Annotated in this window: 20 protein-coding genes; 19 read left to right on the top strand and 1 reads right to left on the bottom strand. The window is 59.3% G+C overall.

The annotated features are described in order from the left end of the window. Positions 1-15: 15 nt before the first annotated feature. The 7 genes from AB1S56_RS13460 to add all read left to right on the top strand — a co-directional run bounded on the left by AB1S56_RS13460 (position 16) and on the right by add (position 11,318). Positions 16-1,830, top strand: coding sequence for a hypothetical protein (locus AB1S56_RS13460; RefSeq protein ID WP_340868777.1), 1,815 nt, complete (start codon positions 16-18; stop codon positions 1,828-1,830). A 970-nt stretch (positions 1,831-2,800) separates the two neighbouring features. Beyond that, a complete protein-coding gene (locus AB1S56_RS13455) occupies positions 2,801-3,790 on the top strand; it encodes an AAA family ATPase (protein WP_340868778.1) in 990 nt (329 codons plus the stop codon). After that, complete coding sequence (locus tag AB1S56_RS13450) at positions 3,787-4,785, top strand: DUF58 domain-containing protein (RefSeq protein ID WP_340868780.1); 999 nt, start codon at positions 3,787-3,789, stop codon at positions 4,783-4,785. Before AB1S56_RS13455 ends, AB1S56_RS13450 begins: the two co-directional genes overlap by 4 nt. Before the next feature lie 39 nt (positions 4,786-4,824). Further along, entirely contained in the window at positions 4,825-6,834 is a 2,010-nt protein-coding gene (locus AB1S56_RS13445) for a VWA domain-containing protein (RefSeq protein ID WP_340868782.1), read from the top strand. Further along, on the top strand, positions 6,818-9,751 hold the full coding sequence (locus AB1S56_RS13440; RefSeq protein WP_340868785.1) for a VWA domain-containing protein: 2,934 nt from the start codon (positions 6,818-6,820) through the stop codon (positions 9,749-9,751). Before AB1S56_RS13445 ends, AB1S56_RS13440 begins: the two co-directional genes overlap by 17 nt. A gap of 79 nt (positions 9,752-9,830) precedes the next feature. Continuing rightward, complete coding sequence (locus tag AB1S56_RS13435) at positions 9,831-10,142, top strand: rhodanese-like domain-containing protein (RefSeq protein ID WP_340868787.1); 312 nt, start codon at positions 9,831-9,833, stop codon at positions 10,140-10,142. Between the two features lie 135 nt (positions 10,143-10,277). Further along, positions 10,278-11,318, top strand: coding sequence for an adenosine deaminase (gene add, locus AB1S56_RS13430; RefSeq protein ID WP_340868789.1), 1,041 nt, complete (start codon positions 10,278-10,280; stop codon positions 11,316-11,318). On the opposite strand, the gene AB1S56_RS13425 is transcribed toward add, so the two are convergent. After that, positions 11,311-12,963 carry a PucR family transcriptional regulator ligand-binding domain-containing protein gene (locus tag AB1S56_RS13425; protein ID WP_340868790.1) on the bottom strand — a complete coding sequence of 551 codons (1,653 nt, stop codon included), beginning with the start codon at positions 12,961-12,963 and terminating at the stop codon, positions 11,311-11,313. The two genes, add and AB1S56_RS13425, sit on opposite strands and share 8 nt — an antisense overlap. A gap of 236 nt (positions 12,964-13,199) precedes the next feature. On the opposite strand from AB1S56_RS13425, the gene AB1S56_RS13420 reads away from it, so the two are divergent. The 12 genes from AB1S56_RS13420 (at position 13,200) to AB1S56_RS13365 (ending at position 25,108) form a co-directional block, all read left to right on the top strand. After that, positions 13,200-13,886, top strand: a complete 687-nt coding sequence (locus AB1S56_RS13420; protein ID WP_340868792.1) for a hypothetical protein — start codon at positions 13,200-13,202, stop codon at positions 13,884-13,886. A 91-nt stretch (positions 13,887-13,977) separates the two neighbouring features. Continuing rightward, positions 13,978-14,490 carry a 2-oxo-4-hydroxy-4-carboxy-5-ureidoimidazoline decarboxylase gene (gene uraD, locus AB1S56_RS13415; protein WP_340868793.1) on the top strand — a complete coding sequence of 171 codons (513 nt, stop codon included), beginning with the start codon at positions 13,978-13,980 and terminating at the stop codon, positions 14,488-14,490. Between the two features lie 12 nt (positions 14,491-14,502). Next, positions 14,503-14,853, top strand: a complete 351-nt coding sequence (gene uraH / locus AB1S56_RS13410) for a hydroxyisourate hydrolase (RefSeq protein WP_340868794.1) — start codon at positions 14,503-14,505, stop codon at positions 14,851-14,853. Positions 14,854-14,870: 17 nt separating this feature from the next. After that, the gene (locus AB1S56_RS13405; RefSeq protein WP_340868795.1) at positions 14,871-16,205 is read left to right on the top strand and encodes a 5'-deoxyadenosine deaminase; all 1,335 of its coding nucleotides are present in this window, start codon (positions 14,871-14,873) and stop codon (positions 16,203-16,205) included. Positions 16,206-16,210: 5 nt separating this feature from the next. Beyond that, positions 16,211-17,218, top strand: a complete 1,008-nt coding sequence (locus AB1S56_RS13400; protein WP_340868797.1) for an XdhC family protein — start codon at positions 16,211-16,213, stop codon at positions 17,216-17,218. After that, positions 17,139-17,783 carry a nucleotidyltransferase family protein gene (locus AB1S56_RS13395; RefSeq protein ID WP_340868799.1) on the top strand — a complete coding sequence of 215 codons (645 nt, stop codon included), beginning with the start codon at positions 17,139-17,141 and terminating at the stop codon, positions 17,781-17,783. Before AB1S56_RS13400 ends, AB1S56_RS13395 begins: the two co-directional genes overlap by 80 nt. 5 nt (positions 17,784-17,788) lie before the next feature. Further along, on the top strand, positions 17,789-19,321 hold the full coding sequence (locus tag AB1S56_RS13390) for an ABC transporter ATP-binding protein (RefSeq protein WP_340868802.1): 1,533 nt from the start codon (positions 17,789-17,791) through the stop codon (positions 19,319-19,321). Further along, entirely contained in the window at positions 19,318-20,439 is a 1,122-nt protein-coding gene (locus AB1S56_RS13385; RefSeq protein ID WP_340868804.1) for an ABC transporter permease, read from the top strand. The genes AB1S56_RS13390 and AB1S56_RS13385 overlap by 4 nt, the downstream gene beginning before the upstream one ends. A gap of 4 nt (positions 20,440-20,443) precedes the next feature. Further along, positions 20,444-21,373: an ABC transporter permease gene (locus AB1S56_RS13380; RefSeq protein ID WP_340868805.1), complete on the top strand. Its 930-nt coding sequence runs from the start codon at positions 20,444-20,446 to the stop codon at positions 21,371-21,373. A 24-nt stretch (positions 21,374-21,397) separates the two neighbouring features. Next, a complete protein-coding gene (locus tag AB1S56_RS13375; protein ID WP_340868806.1) occupies positions 21,398-22,306 on the top strand; it encodes an FAD binding domain-containing protein in 909 nt (302 codons plus the stop codon). Positions 22,307-22,334: 28 nt separating this feature from the next. Further along, positions 22,335-24,641, top strand: a complete 2,307-nt coding sequence (gene pucD / locus AB1S56_RS13370; RefSeq protein WP_340868808.1) for a xanthine dehydrogenase subunit D — start codon at positions 22,335-22,337, stop codon at positions 24,639-24,641. Then, positions 24,638-25,108, top strand: coding sequence for a (2Fe-2S)-binding protein (locus AB1S56_RS13365; RefSeq protein ID WP_340868810.1), 471 nt, complete (start codon positions 24,638-24,640; stop codon positions 25,106-25,108). Before pucD ends, AB1S56_RS13365 begins: the two co-directional genes overlap by 4 nt. Positions 25,109-25,111 lie beyond the last annotated feature (3 nt).

Below are 25,111 nucleotides of genomic sequence, written 5' to 3'. Positions count from 1 at the left end.
AAGGAGGCGCCCCGTATGGCGCGTGAATCGTTGCTCCGTCAGCTGTATGTGGTTCGCCGCAGGCTGCGGCTGCTGCGCATAGTTAGAACGGCGGCGTTGGGCTTGGGAGCTGGCAGCGCTGCGGGAGCGCTTCTGCTTGGAGCGGCCAGGCTGTGGCCGATTCTGCATGTGGCGCCGTATTTTGCTTCGCTGGTGCTGCTCGGCGCCGCGGCGGGGTTAGGGTACGGACTGTGGAAACGAGCGTCGACAGCGGATGCTGCCAAGGAGATGGATAAAACCTCCACGGAGGACGCTATGGTAACGGCGCTTGACGGCATGGCGCGCTACAGGGCAAGCGAAGCGGAGCCTGCTATTATTCGCCTGCAGCGGCAGGATGCGTTAGCTCTTGGGGAACGTTATGTTGCGGCGCTTCGGGAGAAGCTGCCTGGTCCCTCTTGGCGGAAGCATCGCGTTTGGTTGCTTGGCATGGCGGGGTTATGGGCGATGATCGTTGCGCTGCTGCTGGTGCCCAATCCCATGGCGGAGAAGGCGCAGGCGCAGGCCGAAGCTCGCTCCGCTGTGGAGGGGCTTATCGAGGAAGCGGAGCGTATGGAACGCGAGGTGGAGTCGATGAACCTGCCGGAGAAAGCGAAGGAGGAGCTGCTGAAGCCGCTGGAGGAGCTGCGTCAGGAGCTTGCGAGCGGCGACGCGGACCTCGCGGAGTCGCTGGACGAGCTGGCGGAAGCGATGCGCGAGCTGGAGCAGAACGCCGCCGAGGCGAAGATGGCGGCGGAACGATTGGATGAGGCGGGCGCCGCGATGGAGCGGCAGCCGAATCTGGAGCAGCTCGGCGCCGCGCTGCGCGACCGCGCCGCCGCCAGCGTCTCCAGCGCGATCGACGAGCTGCGATCGCGCCTGAAAGAGCTGTCGCCAGCGGAGCGCGAAGCGCTGGCGGAAGCGCTCGAGCGGCTAGCAGCTTCGCTGCCGCTCGATCAAGGCGCCGCCGAGGAGCTTGCGGCGGCGCTGGTAGCGGCGGCGCAGCAGGCTCGCGCCGCCGAAGGTGACGGGGCGGCGGAAGGCGAAGCCGCCCCGGAGGACGACAGCGGCGGCGATGCCCTCGCCGCGCTGGAGGAGGCGCTCGCCCGCGCATTGTCGGCGGGCGAGCTGGAGCAGCTGGCCCGGGCAATGGCGGGCCAGCTTGCCGCTGGCGGCGGCGCGCTCGCGGAGCGGCTGGCCGCGCAGGGGGGCACCGCGCCGCCTTCGTGGGCGGCAGCGGCTGGGGGCGGCGCTGCGTCGGGGTCCGGCGCAAGCAGCGGCTCGTCCGCGGGCAGCTCCGGCAGCTCAGGTGCAGGAGGGAGCGGCGACTCGGGGTTCGGAGCAGAGGGCAGCTCTCCCGATGAGGGTGACTCCGGCACTGGGTCTGGGTCAGGATCAGGCGGCGGAAGTGGCACGGGGTCTGGATCGGGCAGTGGCTCGGGGTCAGGCAACGGATCTGGCACCGGGTCTGGGTCAGGCAGTGGCAGCGGCTCGGGGTCTGGAGCAGGCGTTGGCAACGGCTCGGGCTCGGGTGGCAACGGTGCTGGGACTGGCAGCGGCAGCCGAACGCTTGTGACGACGCCGCGGATCCACGAGGGTGAAGGAGAGTCATACCAAGACGGCGGTCCATCGACTGGCGGCCGAATAGAATCCGGCGGGCAATCACCGATGATTGACGGGGGTACGCGACCGTACGAGGAGGTTTACAGTGAATATGCCGCCGAAGCGAAGCGGTCGCTTGGCCGCTCTCAGCTGCCGTCCAGCATGCAGGACAAGGTCAAGCAATATTTTGACGAAATTCAGCCCAATCGCTGATTAAAGCGGCCTTGTACGGTGATTGTGACTTCTGTTTCTTTATTACCAATCTCCTTACCTGACTTCTCTCATACCGGATCTTACCACTTTCCTAGAACGGCTCTAGTCATATCCTAACACTGCGAAACGACTATTCTACCGTTGTTTTGCATCTGCTCTATTGCTGCCCTAGTGCTACTATAGCATTGCCCCAGTGCTGCTATAGCATTGCACTAGCGCTGCCCTAGCATTACACTAGCACTGCTCTACCACAGCTCTACAATTCTATTTTACGCTGCTTTATGGGTGGACCAGAAGCGATGCAAAGCAAGTGCATAGGGCATTACCTGCAAAACATACATTTAATTTCGACCAACATGAGCTTTTTAAGGAAATTACCTGCAAAACGTACATCTAAATTGGCAACAAAATCCTCATATAGCCCAAACCTATTCATTTACATGTACGTTCTGCAGTTAGTTACGATCAGAAGGCGCTTTAACAGAAAATAACTGTATGTTATGCAGTTAGCATCTCAGCATGGAGCGAACAGTCGAGCGTCTGTTGTATTGGCGAGATTTGCGGATGGGGAGATTAGCTGGTCAAGTATCACCACATAAGTAATCTGGACAGATGGGGAGATTAGCTGGTCAAGTATCACCACATAAGTAATTTGGGTAGTTAACATCTCATCGTGGGGCGAACAGTCGAGCGTCTAATGTAATGGGGAGATTTGCGGTCAGTGTAAAGGGGCGATTCGCGGATGGGGTACTTGCGATTCAAGTATCACCTCATAAGTAATCTGAGCATTTAACATCTCAGCATGGAGCGAACAGTCGAGCGTCCGCTTGACGGGGATAATTGCTAGCCGAATTGCTAGCCGAGCATAGCCTTATGAGTATGCGAATGGAGCTTATATGTATACCAGTAGACAACCCCGCCAAGGGGCATGAACCAATAGAACCAATGATCGGATGACAGGAGGACAAGCATGATTGAATCGAAGGAGCAGCTGGAAGAGACGGCGGCGAGAATCACGAGGCTGAAGGGCGAGATCGCCAAGGTCATAGTAGGACAGGAAACGGTGGTTGAGCAGCTGCTCTGGTGCTTGCTTGCGGGCGGGCATGCGCTGCTGGAAGGGATTCCGGGCCTCGGCAAGACGATGCTGGTCCGCACTGTGGCCGACACGGTAGCGCTTCAATTTTCGCGGATTCAGTTCACGCCTGACCTGATGCCGTCGGATATTACGGGTACCAATCTCATGGAATTCGGCGCGCAGGGAGCCGCGTCGCAGCGGTTCCAGCATGGGCCGATCTTCGGCAATCTGGTGCTTGCGGACGAGATCAACCGAGCAACTCCCAAGACGCAAAGCGCATTGCTGGAAGCGATGCAAGAGGGCACGGTGACAGCAGGCGGCGAAACCTATGCGCTTTCGAAGCCATTTTTTGTGCTGGCTACCCAAAATCCGATCGAGCAGGAAGGGACGTACCCGCTGCCTGAGGCGCAGCTGGACCGGTTTCTGCTAAAGATTGGAGTGGACTATCCCACACGCGAGGAACTGAAGGAAATTGTGCGGCGTACAACCTCGGTTGAGCAGCCGCGGGCCGTCATCGCAATGACAGGCGAGGAGCTTATTGGCATTCAGCGAATGGCGAAGGAGATCCTTATATCGGATGACATGCTCGATTTGGCGGTTAAGCTTGTGATGATGACCCATCCCGGTGAAGGGGACGCGACAGAGGAAGTGAAGCGATACGCGCGGTTCGGCGCCGGCCCGCGCGCGGTGCAGGCGCTGGTCTCCATCGCCAAGGTGCGCGCGCTGAGCAGCGGCAGGCTGCATGTGTCCTGGAACGATCTTCGATCGGCGGCGCCGCCCGTCCTGCGCCATAGAATCGTATTGACCTACGAAGCACAAGCTATGGGGCTGACGACGGATACGCTAACGGAAAGTATGATTACAGCGATAGAGGCTTCACGATGAATGAGAGGGCTGCAACTGCAACTCAAGCCTTGTCGGGAGAAGCTGCGCTCAAGCTGCTTTTTCCCGACCAGGCTGCTTTGACGCTGGCAGAGCGGTTACGCCTTGCGGGAGGCAGCCGCATCCGCGGCACGATGGCGGGCAAACGCCGTTCTGCGGCGCTCGGCGGCTCCCAGGAGTTCGCCGACTACCGGCCGTACGTGCCGGGCGATGACACCCGGCGAATCGATTGGAGCGTATATGGCCGAACGGGCCGGGCCTATATTCGGCAATATTGGGATGAGCAGGAGCTTCACGCCCATCTTTATATTGACACTTCACGCTCTATGGATTTTGAAGGCGGGGCGCCGTGCAGCAAGCTGCTATATGCGCTGCGTCTGGCTGCGTTGGTTGGTTATGCCGCGCTTGCGGGGGATGATCGGGTAACCCTGCGCACCTTCGACGATCAATCAATGGGCGTTGCTTCTCCTATCCTGAGAGGCAGGGCAGCCTTTCCGAAGCTGTATACGCATCTTGCGCATGTATCCACCACGGCCAAGGGTGCCGTCGGCATGGACGATAAGTCAGGTGAAGGGGCGCTGGCCCCAGCCTCCAATCTTGCCCGGCCATTCCGTTCCGCCGGCGCTCTGCCGCGCCGAGCAGGCGTGACCTGGTTGTTCACGGACGCCTTGTTCGAAGAGGGCATTGAAGAGACGTTGATGTCGTTGGCTTCAGCAGGCCAGCAGCTTGTGCTGGTTCAGCTGCTGTCGCCCGAGGAGCTGCGTCCCAGCTTGTCCGGCGAGCTGAAGCTGGTGGACAGCGAGCTTGGAAGCGGCAAGGAGGTGGCGATTTCCGACGGGCTGCTGAAGGAATACCGCGCCTCCGTCGCCGCTTATCAGGAGCTGCTGAGGAGACGGTGTGCTGAGCTGGGCGCCGCTTACGCGTTTGTAGATACAGGACTGACCATGTCGGAGGCGCTGCAGCTTCTGCTTGCGATACCGGGCGGGCTAAGGCGTTAACGATCCAGCAGCGCAGTTAAGCTTGGAGGAGGCGAGACCTTGCAATTTCTATCCGCGGCATCCGCTTGGTTTGCCTTGGCGCTGCCGCTAATTGCGATGATGTATATGTTGAAGAGGAGCTATCCGGAGACCGAGGTGGCCAGCCATCTGCTGTGGCGGAGGCTCCTTCGGGAGCAGGAGGCGAATAAGCCGTGGCAGAGGCTGAGGGGGCGTCTGCTCCTATTGCTGCAGCTTCTGGCTGCGCTGCTGATTGTTGCGGCGCTTATGGAGCCTGCGATATGGAGAGCTGACAGCACGAGAGGCCATGCTGTTCTCGTGATCGACCGTTCCGGCAGTATGGCGGAGCTCATGGATGCTGGAGGCGGGACCCATCCGCAGACTCGCTTCCAGGACGCCATCGAAGCAGCCAAGGGGTGGATCGGGGAGCAGCCAGCGAATCGGGAGATCACCCTGATCGCCTCCGGAGCGGAGCCGGAGGAGCTGGACGGAGACCACAGTGATCGCGCGGCTTTGCTGGCGAGGCTTGATGAGCTGTCGCCTTATTACGGGAGAACGGACAATGCTGCGGCCTTGTCCTTGGGGGATTCCCTGCTCCAAGGCGAACAGGGGGGGATCATGGTACTATTCACAGATGGCCGGTGGCTGGACGCAAAGGAAGCAAACGAGCTTCGGCTAAGTACCCCTGTCGACGTCTTCGTGTCGGGCGGCGAAGAGAGGCAGCCAAGCGGCGCCATCATCCAGATGGGTGTGCGGTCTGATCCTGCGAACGGCGAATATCAGCAGGCCTCCGTCACGGTTCAGAACAATGGTGAGACGGAGATGGCTTTCCAGCTCCGGTTATCCGCCGCCCGTCTGGATCAGGGCATGGAGCTCGTGCGGGAGCTGGAGGTGTCCGTACCGCCAGGGGAATGGAGAAGCGTGAGCGCAGATGGGCTGCCTCTGGCTCCTTATTACAGAGCGCAGCTGATGCCCTCTGTTGACAGCGTTCCTGTCGACAATATCGCATATGCCTTTCCTGCAGGGAGCCAAGCCAGCAAGCTGCTGCTCGTTACGGAGGGCAACTTATTTCTGGAAAAAGCATTGCAGCTAGCCGGTGTGCAGCCGGTCAAAATGGCCCCGAACGCCCCTGCTCCGTCTGAGGAGGCATCAGAGACTTTCGACGCCATCGTTGTGGACGGCGCTTATGAGCTTCTCATGGGAGACGGGGACTGGAGGGAGCTGCTGGAGGATAAGCCTCTATGGTTAATTGACCATCCACAGACAGGGGCGGAGAATACGGCTGTGCCGAAGCATTCCGCCGCAGAAGCGGCCGAGCATCCCGTCGTGTCCTATATTTCGCTGCTGGATACGTATATCGGCAGAATGAACGTCCCGACCCCGGACGAGGTCGTGTGGGGAGCTCCCATTCTGACATACGGGGGCGTGCCGGCGATTTATGCCGGAACGGATAAGGGCATGCCGAAGCTGCGCTATACGTTCAAGCTGCAGGATTCGGACCTGCCGCTGCGTCCTGAATTTCCCGTGTTGATCGTCCAGTCCGTTGAGTGGCTCCGCGGCGGGACGACAGGCCAGCTTGGAGCCGTTCAGGCGGGGCAGCCGCTGGAGCTTGCCTTCCGCTCAGCAACGGAACGAGCAGAGTGGACGCTGGTTGAGCGACTTCCGCAGGGTGATGGAGCCCCTGGAGAGCGTCCTGTGCCGCTGCCTGATCTTGTAATGGGCGAGGGGGTGCAGGAGGCTCCGACTGTGCCCGGCTTGTACGCCCTGAAGGAGCTTGACGAGAAGGGGGAGGTCGTAGAAGAGCGCTACTTGTCCGTTGTGCCGGACTATGCGGAATGGATGCCGGAGACAGAGGACGAGCATAACCTGAGCCTCCAGTATGGCTCGAAGGCTGACGAAGAAGGCGGCGCATCTGTGGACCAGGCTGAAGCTGAACGCCAGGACGACCGATCCGCATTCAGTCAGCAGCCGTTGCTGCTGTGGCTAGCGCTTGCGACGCTTGCCGTCATGGCTCTGGAATGGGAGGTGTATCGCCGTGGGTATTCAGGCTGAATCGGCTTGGTGGCTGCTGCTGCTTCCGTTATGGGCGGCGGCGATTTGGTGGATGATTCGACATACGCCAAGATTAACCGGTATACGGAAGGCGGGAGTCATCGGGACTCGCGCAATCATTATCCTGCTGCTAATAGCCGTTGCGGCCGGCTTGACGCCTTATCGCCTGCAGGAGCAGCGGAATGTGGTATTTGTCATAGATCGATCCGCCAGTATGCAAGGCGAAGAGGCTCAGAGCGAGTGGCTTGCAGAGGCATGGTCGGGCAAGTTGGTTGAGGATGTCGCGGGCATCGTATCGACCGGCTCGCATGCCATTGTCGACCGGCCCCTGTCCGAGGGCTACCTGTCGAATGAGACGGCTTATACGTTCCGATCGGAGCTGTCCCGCTCTCATACCAATCTGGCGCATGGGCTTCAGCTTGCCTCCGCGATGCTGCGGGAGAGTGGAGGCGGACGTATTGTGCTGCTCTCTGACGGTGAAGAGAATGCAGGCGACGCTTTGAGGCAAGCGCGGCTGCTTCGCGATGGGGGAATCCCCATTGACGTGGTTCCGCTTTCGCTGGAGCTTGCCCGCGACGCCTCGATTGAAGAGCTGCATGTGCCAAGCGTGCTGAAGCAAGGGGAGACCTACAGCTTTGAAATCGTGCTGCGCAGCACGGCTGCAGGGGCGGCCGAGCTGCGTTTGTACGAGGATGATCAGGAGCTTGCGGTTACGGAGGTGATGCTGGAGAAGGGCGACAATCGTTTTTCCTTGCGCAATGTTGCCCTTGAGCCGGGCTTTCATCGGTTTCGTGCAGAGGTATTCCTGGATGGAGACGGGCAGCCCCAGAATAACGCCGCCCATGCGTTCAGCAGAGTCAGCGGACCTCCAAAGGTGCTGATTGTGGAAGGCGTGCAGGGCTCCTCAGCCAATATAGAGGAGGCATTGTCCGCATCGCTTATCGGCTATGATACCATCCAGCCGGAGCAGCTATCCGTAGAGCTGGCGTCCTATGCGGCTTATGACAGTATTGTGCTTCATAATGTGCCGGCCACCCGCATTGCTGAGCTGCCGATGGAATGGCTGGCCCGAGCGACCGGAGATTACGGCGTGGGGCTGGTCATGCTGGGCGGCGAGGACAGCTATGGGCTCGGCGGCTACTTCCAGACGCCCGTTGAACGCGCGCTTCCTGTCTACATGGATCTGCAGGGAAGGAAGCAAATGCCTTCACTTGGCCTTGTGCTTGTCATCGACCGCTCAGGCAGCATGGACGATGGCAAGCTGGAGCTGGCGAAGGAGGCAGCCATGAGAACGGTAGAGCTGCTGCGCGACGTGGATACGGTGGGTGTCGTCGCCTTCGACTCCGTGCCTTGGTGGGTCGTCGAGCCAACACCCTTGTCCAATAGGGAAGAAGTGCTGCAGCTCATCCAAAGCATTCAAGCGGAGGGCGGCACGGAAATTTATTCCGCCCTGGATGAGGGTTATAGAGGTCTGCTGGATATGGAGGCGGAGCGCAAGCATATGATTCTTTTGACCGACGGACAGTCTTCCACCTCCATGAATTATGGCAAGATCACAAGCGCCATGACGGACAATAAAATGACATTATCAACCGTGGCAGTCGGCGATGGAGCGGATACGGTCCTTCTTAAGAGGCTGGCAAACGACGGCAAGGGCCGGTATTATTTCACCAGGGATCAAAGCACGCTCCCAGCCATCTTCAGCCGCGAGACCGTCATGATGTCGCGCACCTATATCGTGGAGGGAGCATTCACCCCTGGTATAAGCGATGCGGGCGTGTGGGGCCCGCTATGGAACGGCGGCGTGCCGAAGGTTCAAGCTTATGTGGCCACCACCGCAAAGGAGATGGCCGAGGTTGCGCTGTGGTCGCCAGAGGACGATCCGCTGCTGGCCAGATGGACGTACGGCGCCGGCCGTTCGGTAGCTTGGACAAGCGACGCTGAGGGCAAATGGGCGCCCGGCTGGGTACAATGGGAGCAATTCCCCAAGGTGGTCACGGAATGGGTGAAATGGACCTTTCCTCAATTCGACAGCTCGCCGTATCGTTTATATACAACCATTGACGGAGGAGAGGGCAAGCTGGTGGTGGAGGAGACCGGCGGTGACAGCGTGTCGGGCAATGGACTTGCCGCGATGATTCACGGGGAGGACGGCGATTCGTCCGTGCGGCGATTGCTGCCTGTGGCGCCTGGACAATACGAGGCGAAGCTGGACGCGATAGAGCCTGGTGTATATTTGACCCAGATTGGGACTGTGACGGGTGAAGAGCCTTCCATTGACGGAGGCATGACGGCAGGGTACGTCGTTCCCTATTCGCCCGAATATCGAATCGGCGGCGAGGATGGATCGGCTTTGCTGGAGAGGCTTGCCCAAATAACCGGCGGCAGAGTGCTGGATATTGGAGCGCCTGAGCAAAGTTTTCAATTCCAGCCCATCGAGCTGAGGGTACCCTACCCCTTGTTCCGCGAGCTGCTTATGGCTGCGCTGCTTCTCTGGCTGCTGGATATCGCTTTGCGGCGCCTGTCTCTGCCTTGGGGACGACTGGCGGCCTTGCTGCGACGCAGCCGGCATGCCAGCGGGCAGGCCGTCCCGCAAGAGCGTGCAATCGGCAGATTGAGGCAGCGGTCTCAGGAGCGAAGCCAGTTCTACGGCTCTAGCCGTTCGACTCCGGTGCAGCCAGACTCCGACCAGCGCCAAACTGGCAGTGAGCTTAGCTCGTCGATCCGCTCGAAATCTGAGCCTTCGCGGATGCAAGACATTCAGCCGGGGCGGCATGCGAGCAATGGGTCGGAGCCTCGACCGGCTGCCCCCTCGGGCGGGGGCGGCCATCCTCAAGGGGATGATTCAGCTCAAGTCTCCTCTCAATCCGGAACCATTAATCGTCTGCTGGCTGCGAAGAACAAAAACAAGCTTTGACGGTATGGAATAGACATTCGCTTTCTGTCGCGATACAATGCTAACGGATAGATGAACAAGCAGGAAGGATGTTGATGGTATGTTTCGGGAGATTACAGCGGCTGAGCTGCAGGAGCAGCTGGAGCAAGGCGTCAAATTGAATGTAATTGATGTGCGGGAGCAGGATGAGTGGATAGAGGGGCACATCAAGGAAGCGAGATTGATTCCTTTGTCGCAGTTCCAAGCGCGCGCGCATGAGGTGCATGATGTGGAAGGCGATGTTGTATTCATATGCCGAAGCGGCGGAAGAAGCGGCAGGGTTTGCGAATTTTTGAGCCTGCAGGGCTTTGAGGTAACGAACGTTGCGGGCGGCATGCTTGCGTGGACGGGCGACATTGTAGAGGGTGAATAAGCAAGGGTTACAGGAGCAGACGAGCATCGTCTTGCTCCTGTTTTCATCTGGCGCCGCGCAAGATGTCAGCAATATTTACATAATCTAAGGTAACGGTATATAGTAGAGTTTAAAAACCAATGAGGAGGTCTTCATATGGAGGATAGGCTGCTGGCGATGCCTAAGGTGGATCTCCATGTCCATCTGGATGGAAGCGTACTGCCGGAGACGGTCATCGCGCTCGCGAAGGAGGGCGGCTATAAGCTTCCCGTATGGGAGCCGGAGCTGCTGTCGCCCTATATGAGGGTAGAGGACGTGTGCGGGAGCTTGATCGAATATTTGAAAAAATTTCAATTTGTTGGACAATTTCTGCATACAGCTCCGGCATTGACAAGAACCGCTTACGAGGTTGTGGCGCAAGCGTCGGAACAAGGCTGCCGCTATATCGAGGTTCGATTCGCGCCGCAGCTTCATCGGCTGCTTGGGCTGAGCGTGGAGGGGGCGATTAGGGCCGTGCTGGATGGCCTGCGGCAAGGCGAACGAGACTATGGCGTGATCGCGAGATGCATCGCAATTTGCTTGCGTGGACATTCCGAGGAGCAGAATCGTGAGGTAGTGCGCGAAGCGGCGCATTTTCTTGGCAAAGGCATAGTGGCGGTTGATCTTGCCGGAGCGGAGGCGGCCTATCCGCCTGAGCTGTACCGGGATGTGTTCAATATGGCGCGCGAGAGAGGTTTGCCCGTCACCATCCATGCCGGAGAAGCGGCAGGTGCGGGCAGTGTTCGTTCGGCGGTGGAAGCGCTGGGCGCCGTGCGAATCGGTCATGGCGTGCGCATGAGGGAGGAGTCCGATGTTGTGGAGTTGATTCGTCGCGCTGGCATTCCGCTGGAGCTGTGTCCCGCCAGCAACCTGCAGACGGGAACGGTCGCCTCCTGGGATGACTATCCGCTCCGAGCTTATTTCGATCTCGGCATCCCCGTTACGGTCAACACCGACAATCTCACGGTTTCCAACACAACGATTACGAGAGAGTACGCGATCGTCCGAGACAAACTGGGATTTGGGGATGCCGAGCTTGCCAAGCTGGCCATGAATGGAGCGAACGCGGCATTCCTATCCGGCGATGAGAAGCGCAGCCTGGTCTCCGCTATGAAGCGCGGCCTTGATGCCTGGCTCGGACAAGACCCGGCTAGCTGACGAGGTCCTTGATCATCAAGGCAATTCGCATGCGCAGGCTGTCGGCTGGGTTCCGCACCTGTACGCCCGTCAGCTGCTCGATCCGATTCAGCCGGTACAGCACGGTGTTGCGGTGAAGGTATAAGCCCTTGGCCGTTTCTCCGATATGGCAGTGATTATCGTAAAAAACCCGCAGCGTCCGCCGCCATTCCCGCTGCTCGCTTTCGTCGATGCCGCTCCATGTCTCGAATGTCTCCTGCAGAAACTCCTGCAGGTCATCCGGCGGTATGAGGCGCAGCAAGTCGGCGAATTCCTTGGTATGGTAATATTGCACAAACCGCTGCTTGCTGTGGCCCCGTCCCAGTCTGTACGCCTCCATCGCCTGCTTGTAAGCGATTGGGATATCGACCAGCTTGCTGAACGGGCTGCCGATGCCGAACGACAAGCCGATCTCCTCCGACGCAGCCATCTTCTCCGATATCGCCATCAGCTGCTGCGACATGCGCAGCTTTCCTTCCGGCGAGGAGCCCAGCAGCTCCTTGGCGGACAGGAGGGTAATGAATTTATCCTTCAGCGTAAACATGACGAACGGCGCGCCCAGCTTGGCGAATTCCTTGGTCAACGCATGGTACAAATGATCCGTTTCCCTGGCCCGTCTCTCCATTGTACCTTGATCCTGCTCCGCTTCCGCCGCTTGCTCGTCTCCATCCCTTCCGCATACTACACATAACATAGAATCGGCGGAGAACAATCCATGCTGCTTGCCGCGATGTATAATCTCCTGCTCCGAGGTCAATTCCCCCTGCACCAGCTCCGTAAAAAATTCAATCTTGAACCGCCGCGCCCGGTCCTTAACCGCTTGCGCCTTCAGCAGCTCGAAGCCCAGCACGTTGGCGGCTTGCTCCAGCGCGAGCGCATGATGCGTTCGAATGTTCTCTTCGTTCATAAAAGCCAATATATACCCCGGTCTCTGCGGTGTCGGAATAGGCTGCAGCCGCACATGCTTGTGGCCCGCGGCGGATTGGCCCCCTTGAATGGGGTAAGATCCTGCCTCCATCGCAAGCTTGCTTGCCGCATGCTCGGCTATCCATCTATTCAATAGCTGAATGCTGGGACGATGGGTCGAAGACAAGCTGAGCAGCTCCAGCTTGGCGCTCAGGATGACGATCGGGCATGCGATCAGCTGCGACAGCTTATCGACAATCTCGGACAGTCCTTCGCCATTCAGTATGAGGTTGAAAAAGGTGTGATGCGTATCGAGCGCATAGCTCAGCTCATTTGTTTTATTCTGCAGAATGCTGCTCAAGGCACCGTTCAGCACCTCGCCCAGCGAATAGTCGAGTGACAGCTCCAGCAAGGGGAACTGCAGCCTGTTCGCCGCCTCGATAACGGATTGCGGAATCTCCTCCAGAAATCGTTTGGTTTTGATCGCCAATCCCGCGCAGCCCGCCTCAGCCATCTGGGCCACCAGTGAATGGAGGGTCTCCGGCTGATCCTTCATGGCGAATGCCGTCGTGAGCAGCAATTCATTGGGCTTCAGGTAATGGATAATATCCGGCGCATCCATCATATTGACCGTATTCACACTGCGGCTCAAGCCCTCCGCGCCTGCAGCAATACGCGCGTTCTGAAGCACGGGAATTTGAAGCAAGTCTTTCATCAGCATATGAGGTCACCTCTTTATATGTTAGATTACCTAACATTAATATAGCGGAAATAAGGGGAAAGGGGAAGTCGTTTTCTAAAAAAAATTAGTTGTTCTGCACGAACTCCCCTTTGAATTCTATATATTATGTACAATGACAAAACAATCTTGTCATCATATGATAGTTTCAATTCCATTTATTACGTGAGGTATTGTAACACGGCTGAGCGATAGGGCGATCGCGGGAGGGAGCTGCCATGAAGCGTTTAAATGAGGAATGGACCGGCAAGGCTGCGGGCGAATCACTGGAAGATGTGATTGAAGGTCATTTGAATCGACTGTTCCATCGGCGCTCCGGGTGGTCTCATCCCGTGTCAGGCAGCGATTCTGAGGTGATGGAGGCGCTCCTCGTCAGTCTGATTCGTCCCACCGAGACGGTGCTTGTTCCTGTCTATGGACCACGGGGCAGAGGCTTTGCCGCTATATGCGAAGCCTGCGGAGCCGATCCCATGGTGCTGGATCGGGAGGGCGAGCCGGTCATCGATCTTAAGGAGCTTGAGGCGGAGCTTCGGCGTCGGCGCCCATCCGTTCTTATTGTGTCGCACAGCGAGCCTCCAGCACAGGGCAGCGCCTTCATGGAGGCAACAGGCAGCATCTGCCAGGAGCTTGACGTTCTGCTCGTGGCGGATTGCGCGGAGACGTTCGGGGATATCCCGATTCTGTCAGAAGGCTGGCATCTGGACGCTGTCGTGGGTGCGCCGCTCCCGTCATTATCGCTGACCGTGGTCGCTTACAACGAGAGAGCGCTGGCTAAGCTCCATAATCGGCGAGACAGCGAGCTTCCGTTCCTCCGGCTGCGGGATCAATGGCGTTCGGGCGAGAGCAGCGGAAATGCTGGAAGACAGGGCTTGCTGGAGCTGAGGAAGCGACTGGCGGAATGGTGAGGCAAGCAGAAATTCTCTCGCGCGAATGGCGCTCCGCACTTTTATATCGACGATTTGATTGCTAATTGCAATAAACATAGGGGGAATCAGCATGGATCAACTTATTGGAATGTCTAACGATTGGGATCTTGCGGCTTATGTCGCGCAATACGGCTCTTTATTCGAAAGCTCGCCCTGGGTAGCGGAGCGTGCGTGGCACAGCCGTCCATTCCGCAGCAGAGAGGAGCTTCTGGCCCGCATGTCCGCGATCGTGATGGAGGCGGATGAGGCGATGCAGCTGGAGCTGCTCCGTGCTCATCCGGAGCTTGGCGCGAAGGTGCGCATGACAGCAGAATCCACAGAGGAGCAAAGAGGAGCGGGGCTTGACCGGCTGGAGCGTGACGAGGCTTATATATTCGGTCAGCTGAACGCTGCTTACCGGGAGCGCTTCGGCTTCCCATTCATTATCGCGGTGAAGGGCTTGACGGCGGATATGATTGCCGATTCCATGCAGCGCCGGATGATGAATACCGCGCAGGAGGAGAGGGAGAGAGCGCTGCTGGAGGTTTGCAAGATCGCCTCCTTCCGTCTGGAGCATATGGCTCCGGATTCCGCTGCCAGCTGAGGAGGAGGGGCTATGGGGAAAATAACAACACACGTGCTCGACACGGCGCTGGGGCAGACGGCGAAGGGACTCGCGCTGCGGCTGTACCGCGAGGAGGCGGATGGAGGTGCAAGGCTCCTGTCCTCTGCCGTGACAAACGCGGACGGAAGGCTGGACCGGCCCTTGCTGGAGGGCGATTTGTTGGAAGCGGGGCGTTACGAAATCCGGTTTCATGTCGGGGATTATTTCCGAAGCCGCGAGCAATCGCCGCCCTCCATCTGGGACGTTGTTCCCGTCGCCTTCCAGGTGTCTGATGCCGAGCAGCATTATCATATTCCGCTCCTTATCGCGCCGGGCGCTTACAGCACGTACAGGGGCAGCTAATCGAAGGAGTGTGCAGCATGGCGACCACGCTGATCAAAAACGCGCAAATGATAACGATGGACAGCCAGGAGAGGGTGTTGAAGGGTGATGTCTTGATCGACGGTGACCGCATTATTGAGGTCGCGGAGCAGATCGAGGCCGTTGCAGACCGCACGATAGACGCGGCGGGGAAGACGCTGCTGCCTGGCTTTATCCAGACCCATATCCATCTTTGCCAGACGCTGTTCCGCGGCCGCGCGGACGATCTCGAGCTGCTCGACTGGCTCCGAAATCGCATCTGGCCGCTTGAGGCGGCGCACGACGAGGAGTCCGTCTATTATTCTGCGATGCTTGGCATCGGAGAGCTGATTCGCAGCGGGACCACAACGATTCTCGACATGGAGACCGTCCACCACACCGATTCGGCTTTCCGAGCTATTGAAGAAAGCGGAATTCGGGCATTTTCGGGCAAGGTGATGATGGATCACGGCGGAGATGTTCCGGCCAGGCTGAATGAAAGCACGGAGGTGTCCCTGCAGGCAAGCGTCGATCTGCTGGAGCGCTGGCACGGCAAGGCGAACGGGCGCATTCAATATACCTTCTGCCCTCGGTTCGTGGTCTCCTGTACGGAGGAGCTGCTCATCGGCGTCAGGGATTTGTCCAGGCAATACAACGTGAAGGTGCATACCCACGCTTCGGAGAACCGAGGGGAAATTGCGCTTGTGGAGCGGGAGAGGGGGAAACGCAACGTTCTCTATCTGGATCATCTCGGGCTTGCGACGCCGGATCTTATTCTCGCTCACTGCGTGTGGCTGAACGAGGAGGAGAAGGAGGTTATTCGCGCCAGAGGCGTCAAGGTTACACATTGTCCGGGCTCCAATCTGAAGCTCTCCTCGGGCATCGCGGAGGTGCCTGATCTGCTTCGCAAGCAAGTGGCCGTCGGGATCGGCTCAGACGGAGCGCCTTGCAACAATACGCTCGACATGTTCTCGGAGATGAGAATGACCGCGCTCATTCAGAAGACGCTGCACGGACCAACCGCGATGGACGCGAAGACCGTGCTGCGAATGGCAACAATGGGCGGAGCGGAGGTGCTCGGCATGGAGCGCGAGATTGGCAGTATCGAGCCGGGCAAGAAGGCGGATCTCATCCTGCTGGAGCTGGACGAATTTCACGCCTACCCGTCGTTCGAGGCGGATCCTTACTCCCGAGTGGTCTACTCCGCCGGCTACAGCGACGTGGATACGGTGCTGATTGACGGCGAGCTGGTCATGCGGAATAAGCTGCTGCTGACGGTGGACAAAGGAACGGTGCTGAAGGAGTCGGACCGCTCGATTGAACGGCTGCTGCGGAGATTGAACGAAGGAGGCTGAGACTCATGGAGGATGCGGATCTGATAAGAGAAGCCCTCCGGCGGGATGAGCGAGTTCTGGCAACCATTACCCAGGTGGATGGCCATGCCTATCGGAAGGCCGGAGCGATGATGCTGCTGAAGTCGGATGGCGGAAGGAGCGGGACGCTCAGTCCCGGCTGCCTGGAGGCTGATCTCATGGCACACGCGCAAGGCGTGCTGCAGGAGGGGCTTCCTCGCCTGGTTGCATACGATATGAGGCCGGAGGAGGATCTCTCCTGGGGCGAGCAGATCGGCTGCGGCGGACGAATGGAGGTGCTGCTGGAGCCGGTGAAAGGCGCTCTGCGGACAGCGCTGCGACAGGCAGGTGCAAGCCTGGACGCCGGCTATCCTGTATGGCTGCTCCGGGAGCTGGACGAAGCGGGGCTTCCCGCCTCCTATTCCATCCTCTATGCGAGGGAGGCGGCGGAAGCGCTCTGCAGGAAGGATACCTGGCAGCTTCGACTGGAGCCCAAGCCGAGGCTGCTCTTGTTCGGCGCCGGCGATGATGCGATACCTCTCAGCCAGCTCGCGCAGCAGGCGGGCTTCTCTGTTACAATCACCGATTTCCGCGAAGCGCTGTGCCGAGAGGAGCGCTTCCCTGGCGCGAAGCTGGTAACGGGATTCCCTCAGGAAACCGTTCCAAGGCTGAGACCCGCCTCTGGCGATTATGTGGTGGTCATGAGCCATCAGCTTCAGCGGGATCGCCAGTTTCTTGAGCTGGTTGCCCCCTCGAAGCCCCGATATATCGGGGTCATGGGCTCCGCTGCCAGGAAGAGCCGGCTGCTGGGCGACTTGGTGAAGCCTGCTGCTGTTACCTGTCCCGTCGGTATGCCGATCGGGGCGGACGGTCCTTTCGAAATTGCCATTAGCATTGTGGCGCAGTTGATACAAGCCAGACGCGGAGGGGATCGAGATGAAGCGGAACGGGATCGCAGTCATTTATTTGGGAGCGGGGAGCAGCCGGCGCATGGGTTATCCCAAGCTATCGGCTGAGGTGCCCGGCAAGGGAAGGCTTGGGGGACTTGCGCTCCGAAGCGCGCTCCAAGCCGGGATGGGTCCCATCATCGTCGTGACCAAGCCGGGCGACGAGCCTCCCTGGCTGGCGGAAGCGACGGCCGCTCAAGGCGTTGCGGTCATCCGCGCGATGGCTGCTCAGGCCGAGCTCGGCATGGCGTACTCCATCAGGGCGGGCTTCGCGGAGGCGGCTCGTTATGAGCCCAGAGCTGTGCTGATGCTGCTGGCGGATATGCCGCTTGTCACAACGGAAATGCTCCTGGCGCTGGCGGATGGGCTGGAGAGCGCCCCGCATTTGGATTTTGTGGCTTATCGCCGAGGCGGCCGTCCTCTTCCTCCCGTCCTGCTTGGCGCCTCGATGTTCCCTTGCCTGAAGCATCTGGAGGGGGATACGGGAGCGAGGTCATTGCTGCAGGATCCCAGATTTAACGGCGCCTTCCTGCGGGCGGATCGCGAGGAAGACCTGATGGACGTGGATACCTGGCAGGATATGAACAGCTTGCTGCTCCTATGCGGCAATGAAACAACGACTACCGGAAGGTGATGACAATGGGCCGAATGGCGGTGCAGATGAAGGGTATTGTGAAGCGATTCGGCGAGGTGACTGCGAATGACCATGTCGACTTCTCTGTTAAGCAGGGTGAGATTCATGCGCTGCTGGGGGAGAATGGCGCGGGGAAAAGCACCATTATGAGCCTGCTGTCCGGCATGTACCGGGCAGACAGCGGCGAAATGCTCATCCATGGCGAAGCTTCCCGGATCCGATCGCCGAAGGATGCGATGGGCCTTGGCATTGGAATGGTGCATCAGAATTTCAGGCTCGTCCCAACCTTAACGGCGCTGGATAATATTGTGCTCGGCGAGAGGAGGAGCTTATGGCGCGGGAAGGCTTGGCGGGATCGCAAAGCGCAGGAAATTGAGGGCATCTGCGATCAATACGGCCTGCGCTTCCGTGTCCACGCCCCGATCTGGCAGCTGTCGGTCGGCGAGCAGCAGAGGGTTGAGATTGTGAAGACGCTGTATCGAGGGGCGGACATCATACTGCTGGATGAACCGACGTCGGTGCTGACGCCCGGCGAAGCCGAGCAGCTCTTCCACACGCTGCGGGAGCTGAAGCAGAGCGGCAAAACCATGATTATAACCACTCACAAGCTGAAGGAGGTTATGGCTGTCTCTGATCGTATTTCGGTCATGCGCAAAGGCCGGATGATCGCTTCCATGGACCGGAGCGAGACGAATGCCCGAGAGCTTGCGGAGCTGATGGTGGGGCGGAAGCTGCCCGAGACAAGGGAAGCGTCTCCAGGGAAGGCTGGCGATGCGGTATTGGAAGTGGAGGGTATGTCGGTGCTGGCGGATCATGGCTATCTTGCGCTGGATAACATTACCTTCTCCGTCAGGCAAGGTGAGATTGTGGGTGTAGCCGGCGTGGCTGGCAACGGCCAGAAGGAGCTGGCTGAGGCGATCGCAGGCATGCGGAGCTGGGCTGGCGGCCGTATGAGCTGCTTGGGCGAGCGGCTGGAGAAGGCCAGCATTCGGAGGCGCATCGATCAAGGCATATCGCTGATTCCCGAGGATCGGATGAAGCTTGGCCTCGCCGGCAGTCTGGATCTTGTGGATAACCTGATGCTGAAGAGCTACAGGGGACCGGATCGATTTTCATTCGGATTTGCTCGCAGGTTGAATAATGAACGATGGGCGCAAGAGCTTGTCGATAGGTTCGATGTAAGAACGCCCGGGCTGTCCGTGCCCGTACGAGGACTGTCCGGCGGCAATCAGCAGAAGCTGCTGCTGGCGCGAGAGATGGATCAGAATCCCAAGCTGATGGTGGCTGTCCATCCAACGCAGGGCCTGGATGTCGGAGCGACAGAAGCGGTTCACGATATGCTGCTGCAATTACGCGACGACTCCGCCGGGGTGCTGCTCATCTCGGAGGATCTGGACGAGGTCATGAAGCTGTCTGACCGCATACTCGTGCTGTACAGCGGCCGGATCGTCGGCGAGCTGGGCAAGAGCGAAATCGACAAAGAAGCAATCGGCCGGATGATGGCCGGTATTGAAGACAAGGAGGTGGCTGCGGGATGAGCCGGAACACTATGGCAGACACCATGCAAGGCGAACCGCCAGCCGCCGGCCGAGCGAGGACGGGAATGCGGCTGCCTTATACGATGCAATATGATCCCGGCAAGAAGGGCGCATGGTGGATGCCCCTTGCTTCGGTAGCGGCAGCGCTGCTGCTGTGCGCGCTGTTCCTTGGAGCAAGCGGCATGAACCCGCTGGAGGTATACGCCAAGATGGCGCGGGGCGCGTTCGGCTCCTCCTTCGGCATCAGTGAGACGCTGGTGAAGGCCATTCCGCTGCTGCTCTGCGGCTTGGGTGTCGCTGCCGCATACAGAATCTCCGTCTGGAACATCGGGGCGGAAGGCCAGCTTGTCGTCGGAGCGATCGCGGCAACGGCGGTTACCATCTATTGGCCTAATCTGCCAGGGGCCTTGTACATACCCGTAATGGTAGCGGCGGGCATTGCCGCTGGCGCGGTATGGGGGTTGTTCACCGCTTATCCCAGAACGCGGTTCGGTGTGAACGAGCTCATCACGTCTCTTATGTTGAACTACGTGGCGCTTCTGCTGCTGGATTATTTGGTATTCGGGCCGTGGCGCGACCCTGCCGGCTTCAACTTCCCCGGCACCCCGCTGTTTACGCCGGAGCAGCAGCTGATGACGTTTGGGGGCACGCGGCTGCATTACGGCCTGTTGTTCGCCTTGATTGCTGCTGCAATATTCTCCGTCTTCTACAGCAAGACGAGATGGGGCTATGAGATGAAGCTGCTGGGAGCCAATCCATTGGCGGCGAAATACGCGGGCATCTCGGTTAATCGGCATATTCTGCTCGTCATGCTTGTCAGCGGCGGCCTGGCGGGTCTGGCTGGCATGAGCGAGGTATCCGGCGTTTCTCATCGGCTTATGTACGGCATTTCGCCGGGCTACGGCTATACCGCCATCATTGTCGCCTGGCTGGCCAAGCTGAATCCATGGGGCATGCTTGTCACGTCGGTATTCGTAGGAGGTCTGATTGTTGGCGGCTACAGCGTGCAGACTATCGGCTTGCCGTCTTCCATGTCGTTGATGCTGCAGGGTGCTATCCTTCTCTGTCTGATCGGCGGGGAGATGCTGGGCAAATACAAGCTGGTCAGAAGGAGCTAGTGCTATGGATTTCTACGTTAATCTCATCATTGCCGCGATCTCTTCCGGCACCCCGCTGCTGTTCGCTGTGCTGGGAGGTATATTAAGCGAGCGCTCGGGGGTTATCTTCCTAGGTGCGGAAGGGACGATGCTGATTGGAGCGGTGGTCTCCTGCCTCACCTTCGTCCAGACAGACAGCCTGGCGCTGTCGATTGGGGCGGCCGTTGCCGCGGCGGGAGCGGCAGGCTTGCTGCACGCCTTCCTCTGCGTCACGCTGAAGGCCAATCAAATTGTATGCGGGCTTGCGCTGACATTGTTCGGCACAGGGCTGTCGGCTTATCTGGGCAAGCCGGTCGCGGGCCAAGCGCTTGCAGTTTCTGTGCCCAAGCTGCAGCTGTCGTGGCTGGAGCCCGTTCCATTCCTTGGCCCTATTCTATCCAATCTCGATATATTGGTCTGGTTCAGCTTTCTACTTGTTGTCGTTCTGTACGTCTATATGAACAAAACATCCTGGGGGCTGCATCTAAGGGCAGTTGGCGATAATCCCGCCACCTCGGACGCAATGGGATTATCCGTCGCCAAGCTTCGTTATGGGCACGTCATGGCCGGCTCTATGCTGATGGGTCTCGCCGGCGCTTATCTCATCATGGTGTATTCGCCCAACTGGATGGAAGGCATGACGTCGGGAAGGGGCTGGATCGCGATCGCTCTGGTCATTCTGGCAGGCTGGAATCCGCTGTACGCGCTTGGCGGCGCTTATCTGTTCGGCGGACTAGACGCGCTGGGCTTCCGGATGCAGCTGATGGATATCGGCGTTCCGTCATATTTTTTGAAGATGCTGCCGTACCTTGTTACCATTCTGGTGCTTATTCTAGTCGGCTGGCGAGGCCGCAACAAGCCATCTATTGAACCGAAGGCATTGGGAGCGCCTTATGTCAGGGAGCAGCGATTCTAAGGTCATAACGGGAGGGATAACGATATGGCGATTGAGATGGCAGGTGTGCCTGAGGGGCCCGAGGTGTTGGAGCCCACAACGGCAGAGGAGGCATGGAGGCTGAAGCGAAGCCTGGGCGCAGGTGCCGGGTACGTATCGGGAGGCACGCTCCTGCGTACCCAATGGGAGAACGGCGTGAAGCCGATGCCGCGGCATATGATCAGTCTGGAGAAGGTAAGCGAGCTGACGGGCATCCTGATGACGGGATCGCATGTCAGCATTGGCGCCTCCGTCAAGCTGAACGAATGCCGGGCTCATCCTCTGATCATGAGGCATGGAGAGCTGCTCTTGAAGGCAATTGGGGAAATTGCGGCGCCGTCCATTCGTCATCTGGCTACAATTGGAGGCAACATCTCCAGCCTGACAGGGGACGCGGTTCCCGCTCTTATGGCTATGAACGCTTCCTTGCTGCTGTTCAGGGAGAAGGCATGGAGGACGGAGTCCATTGTGGATTGGATACAGGGCAGGAACGGAGCGCGCGATTCCGACGATCTGATCGGGAGGGTCCTCCTTCCGGCTGGGAACAATGGCTCTGGCTCCCCTCCGAGCGCTGTGGCCGAGGAGCCGTTCTCGTTCTATGAGAAGGTGGGACGACGAGAGGCGTTTACGCCTTCGCTCGTCACTGTCGCAGGTCAAGGCAGATTATCGGAGGATGGCGTCGTGCAGGACATTCGCCTGTCTGCGGGCGGAGGAACCGCGCTGCCGGAGCGGCTGACGGAGGCGGAGCGGGAGCTTGGCGGCGCCCGTCTAAGCGAGGGGCTGCTGGCGGCTATTCACGAGACGATTCGACATCAATACAAGGCGGCAGAGGATGTGTTCGCGGGCTCAGGCTATCGCAAGGAGGCTTCCGCCAATTTGATTACTTCGCAGCTATGGAAACGATTGAAATCTTAAAGCCTGGAGGGCGCGAGGAGGGACGGCCATGCTGACACGAGGCGCAAGAACAACGCATAAATGGCGCAGAAGGCCGGACGGCCCAGACAAGGTCACGGGCGCGCTGCGTTACTTGACGGATATGTCGCTGCCTGGGATGCTGCACGGCAAGGTGCTTCGAAGCGCCATGCCGCATGCCTGGATTCTGGATATTCGGACGGAGAAGGCCGAGCGAGCGCCAGGCGTCCGAGCCGTCATTACGCATCGCGACGTGCCGGGACTTAATCGCTTCGGCATCGTCAATCCCGATCAGCCGGTGTTATGCGAGGACCGCGTCCGATATGTGGGCGATGCCGTGGCGGCTGTGGCGGCGGATACGAAGGAGGAAGCGGAATTTGCGTTGTCGCTCATTGAGGTTGTCTACGAGCCAATACCGGTCGTGGACGATCCCGAGGCGGCACTGCAGCCGGAGTCGCCGAAGCTCCACCCGGGCGGCAATGTCCTGCATCGCACAAGCTACCGGCGAGGGATGCCGGAGGAGGCGTTCGCCGGCTGCGCCCATGTGGTGGAGGCAGTGTATCATACGCCGCGTCAGATGCACGCCTACATGGAGACCGAGGGGGGCTTGTTCGTGCCGGAGGCGGACGGACGGCTGACGGTATATGCACCAACACAGCACGGCTATAAGGACCGTATGCAGCTGTCGCGAATATTGGCGCTGCCGGAGGAGATGATTCGCGTGGTGTCCAGTCCCATCGGCGGCTCCTTCGGAGGGAAGGATGAGCTGAATGTGCAGCCGTACGGCGCGCTGCTGGCGCGAATAGCCGGCGCTCCCGTCAAGCTTCACAATAGCCGAAGGGAATCCGTCAGGGCGGGACTGAAGCGCCACCCGATGAAGCTTGAGATGAAGACGGGCATCGACGGGGAAGGGCGCCTTATCGCTCATCAAGTACGCATTGTAGCGGATACCGGCGCTTATTCCACGCTTGGCGCGCCTGTGCTGAACTTCGCGACAGAGCATGCCATGGGACCCTATCGGATTCCGCACATCGTTGTCGAGGGAGTATCCGTCTTCACGAACAATGGCGTGTCCGGAGAATTTAGAGGGTTCGGCGGCAATCAAGCCATCTTCGCTGTCGAAAGCCAGATGAATCGGCTGGCTGAGCTGGCAGGCGTCGATCCGTGGACCTTCAGGCGGCTGAACCTGCGGGAGCCGGATGATCCCGGTCCGCTGGGCCAGCGTATTCTCCCTTCCCATGGGCTGTCGAAGGTATGGCAGTCTATTGCGGATTCGGACGTCTGGAGGAGACGGCATGGCGGCGAGAGCGAGCCGGCTGAGCCATGGGTGAAGCGGGGAGTCGGCGCGGCGCTCGCTATGCACGGCTCGGGGCTGGGCTACGGCATTCCGGATCCGGGAGGCGGCCGTTTGTCGCTGACGAAGGAGGGGAAGCTGGAGGCGGCCTTCAGCTTCGAGGAATTCGGCCAGGGCGTAACCGCGACGCTGGAGCTGATGCTGATGGAGAGATTCCGCTGCGCGGCAGAGGATCTGAGCATCGTCATCGGCGATACGGACAGAGTGCCGCATACCGGCTCCAGCACGGCGTCTCGATCGACGACAATCGCGCATATCGCTTTGTCCAGCCTGCATCCTCAGCTGACCGAGTTCATGCTGAAGGCTGCTGCGGATGGGACCGGCATACCGGCAGATCGGCTCTTTACAGGACCTGGCGGCATCTGGCTCGTTCCGGATAGCGAGGCTTCGCCTCCATCACTGGCTGTCTCCTACATCGAGCTGGCCAGCAAGCTGGAGGGCGAGCTTTCTGTCGAAACAACATTTGAGTTTCCTGTGACGCCGGACCCCATTATAGGCGGCCATTATTTGTACACCTGCGCGGCAGTCGCCGTCGAGGCCGAGGTGAACACATTGACAGGCGCAGTCCGGCTGCTCGCCAAGCATCACGCGGTGGCGGCGGGGCCCGCTGTCAATCCCATGGGCTATATCGGGCAGATTGAGGGGGCGAGCGTCATGGCGCAGGGCTTCGCTCTTAGCGAGGATGCGCTGATGGCGGAGGGACGGTACAAGACGGACAATCTGGACACCTATCTGGTGCCGACGATTCGGGATATGACAGAGGACTTCACGCTCCACGCGATTGAGGAGTTGCCCGAAGGCGACCCCTATGGGCCGAGAGGCATTGGGGAGGTGGGCTCTGTTGCCCTTGCCCCGGCCATCACGATGGCGGTGCATCAAGCGGTGGGCAAATGGGTGACCCGGCTCCCGATCCCGCGGGAGGAGCTGATGAAATCGTTCCCGGCTCGTATGCTGGGCAAGAAGGAAGGAGCTGGCGCAACATGAATGCTTACATCTGGAGAGCTGTCGTGAACGGCCAGGAGACGGAGCTGAGCGTGCGGCCTTCCGAGAGGCTGCTGCCCATGCTTCGGGATGGACTGGGACTGACCGGCACGAAGGTGAGCTGCGAGCTGGGCCGCTGCGGCGCGTGTATCGTCCATATGGACGGGAAGCCCGTTAACGCCTGTCTCGTTATGGCTTATCAGTGCAGCGGCAGGACGATCACGACAATCGAGGGGCTGGCGACAGAAGAGCTTCATGAGGTTCAGGAGGCGTTTCTGGAGGAAGGAGGGTTCCAATGCGGCTATTGCACGCCGGGCATGATCATGTCGGTGAAGGCGCTGCTTGACGAAACGCCAAATCCGACAACGGATCAGATTAAGGAAGGACTATCGGGCAATATTTGCCGCTGCACCGGATACGGAGGCATACTCCGGGCGGTTCAGAAATGCGGCAGAAGCGCTTGGAAGTAAACA

Origin of the sequence: Paenibacillus sp. PL2-23 (genome assembly GCF_040834005.1) — a bacterium.
GTDB lineage: Bacteria > Bacillota > Bacilli > Paenibacillales > Paenibacillaceae > Pristimantibacillus.
Note: the sequence above shows the minus strand (reverse complement) of the source record. Positions and strands in the feature narration are given on the sequence as shown.

Excerpts from the sequence above, each read along its gene's own strand:
- AB1S56_RS13425 (WP_340868790.1), bottom strand. The coding sequence starts at position 12,963 with ATGCTGATGAAAGACTTGCTTCAAATTCCCGTGCTTCAGAACGCGCGT.
- AB1S56_RS13390 (WP_340868802.1), top strand. The coding sequence starts at position 17,789 with ATGGGCCGAATGGCGGTGCAGATGAAGGGTATTGTGAAGCGATTCGGC.
- AB1S56_RS13400 (WP_340868797.1), top strand. The coding sequence starts at position 16,211 with ATGGAGGATGCGGATCTGATAAGAGAAGCCCTCCGGCGGGATGAGCGA.
- AB1S56_RS13375 (WP_340868806.1), top strand. The coding sequence starts at position 21,398 with ATGGCGATTGAGATGGCAGGTGTGCCTGAGGGGCCCGAGGTGTTGGAG.
- AB1S56_RS13385 (WP_340868804.1), top strand. The coding sequence starts at position 19,318 with ATGAGCCGGAACACTATGGCAGACACCATGCAAGGCGAACCGCCAGCC.
- AB1S56_RS13405 (WP_340868795.1), top strand. The coding sequence starts at position 14,871 with ATGGCGACCACGCTGATCAAAAACGCGCAAATGATAACGATGGACAGC.
- uraD (WP_340868793.1), top strand. The coding sequence starts at position 13,978 with ATGGATCAACTTATTGGAATGTCTAACGATTGGGATCTTGCGGCTTAT.
- AB1S56_RS13435 (WP_340868787.1), top strand. The coding sequence starts at position 9,831 with ATGTTTCGGGAGATTACAGCGGCTGAGCTGCAGGAGCAGCTGGAGCAA.
- uraH (WP_340868794.1), top strand. The coding sequence starts at position 14,503 with ATGGGGAAAATAACAACACACGTGCTCGACACGGCGCTGGGGCAGACG.
- AB1S56_RS13455 (WP_340868778.1), top strand. The coding sequence starts at position 2,801 with ATGATTGAATCGAAGGAGCAGCTGGAAGAGACGGCGGCGAGAATCACG.
- AB1S56_RS13460 (WP_340868777.1), top strand. The coding sequence starts at position 16 with ATGGCGCGTGAATCGTTGCTCCGTCAGCTGTATGTGGTTCGCCGCAGG.
- AB1S56_RS13450 (WP_340868780.1), top strand. The coding sequence starts at position 3,787 with ATGAATGAGAGGGCTGCAACTGCAACTCAAGCCTTGTCGGGAGAAGCT.
- AB1S56_RS13395 (WP_340868799.1), top strand. The coding sequence starts at position 17,139 with ATGAAGCGGAACGGGATCGCAGTCATTTATTTGGGAGCGGGGAGCAGC.
- AB1S56_RS13420 (WP_340868792.1), top strand. The coding sequence starts at position 13,200 with ATGAAGCGTTTAAATGAGGAATGGACCGGCAAGGCTGCGGGCGAATCA.
- AB1S56_RS13380 (WP_340868805.1), top strand. The coding sequence starts at position 20,444 with ATGGATTTCTACGTTAATCTCATCATTGCCGCGATCTCTTCCGGCACC.
- add (WP_340868789.1), top strand. The coding sequence starts at position 10,278 with ATGGAGGATAGGCTGCTGGCGATGCCTAAGGTGGATCTCCATGTCCAT.
- AB1S56_RS13365 (WP_340868810.1), top strand. The coding sequence starts at position 24,638 with ATGAATGCTTACATCTGGAGAGCTGTCGTGAACGGCCAGGAGACGGAG.
- pucD (WP_340868808.1), top strand. The coding sequence starts at position 22,335 with ATGCTGACACGAGGCGCAAGAACAACGCATAAATGGCGCAGAAGGCCG.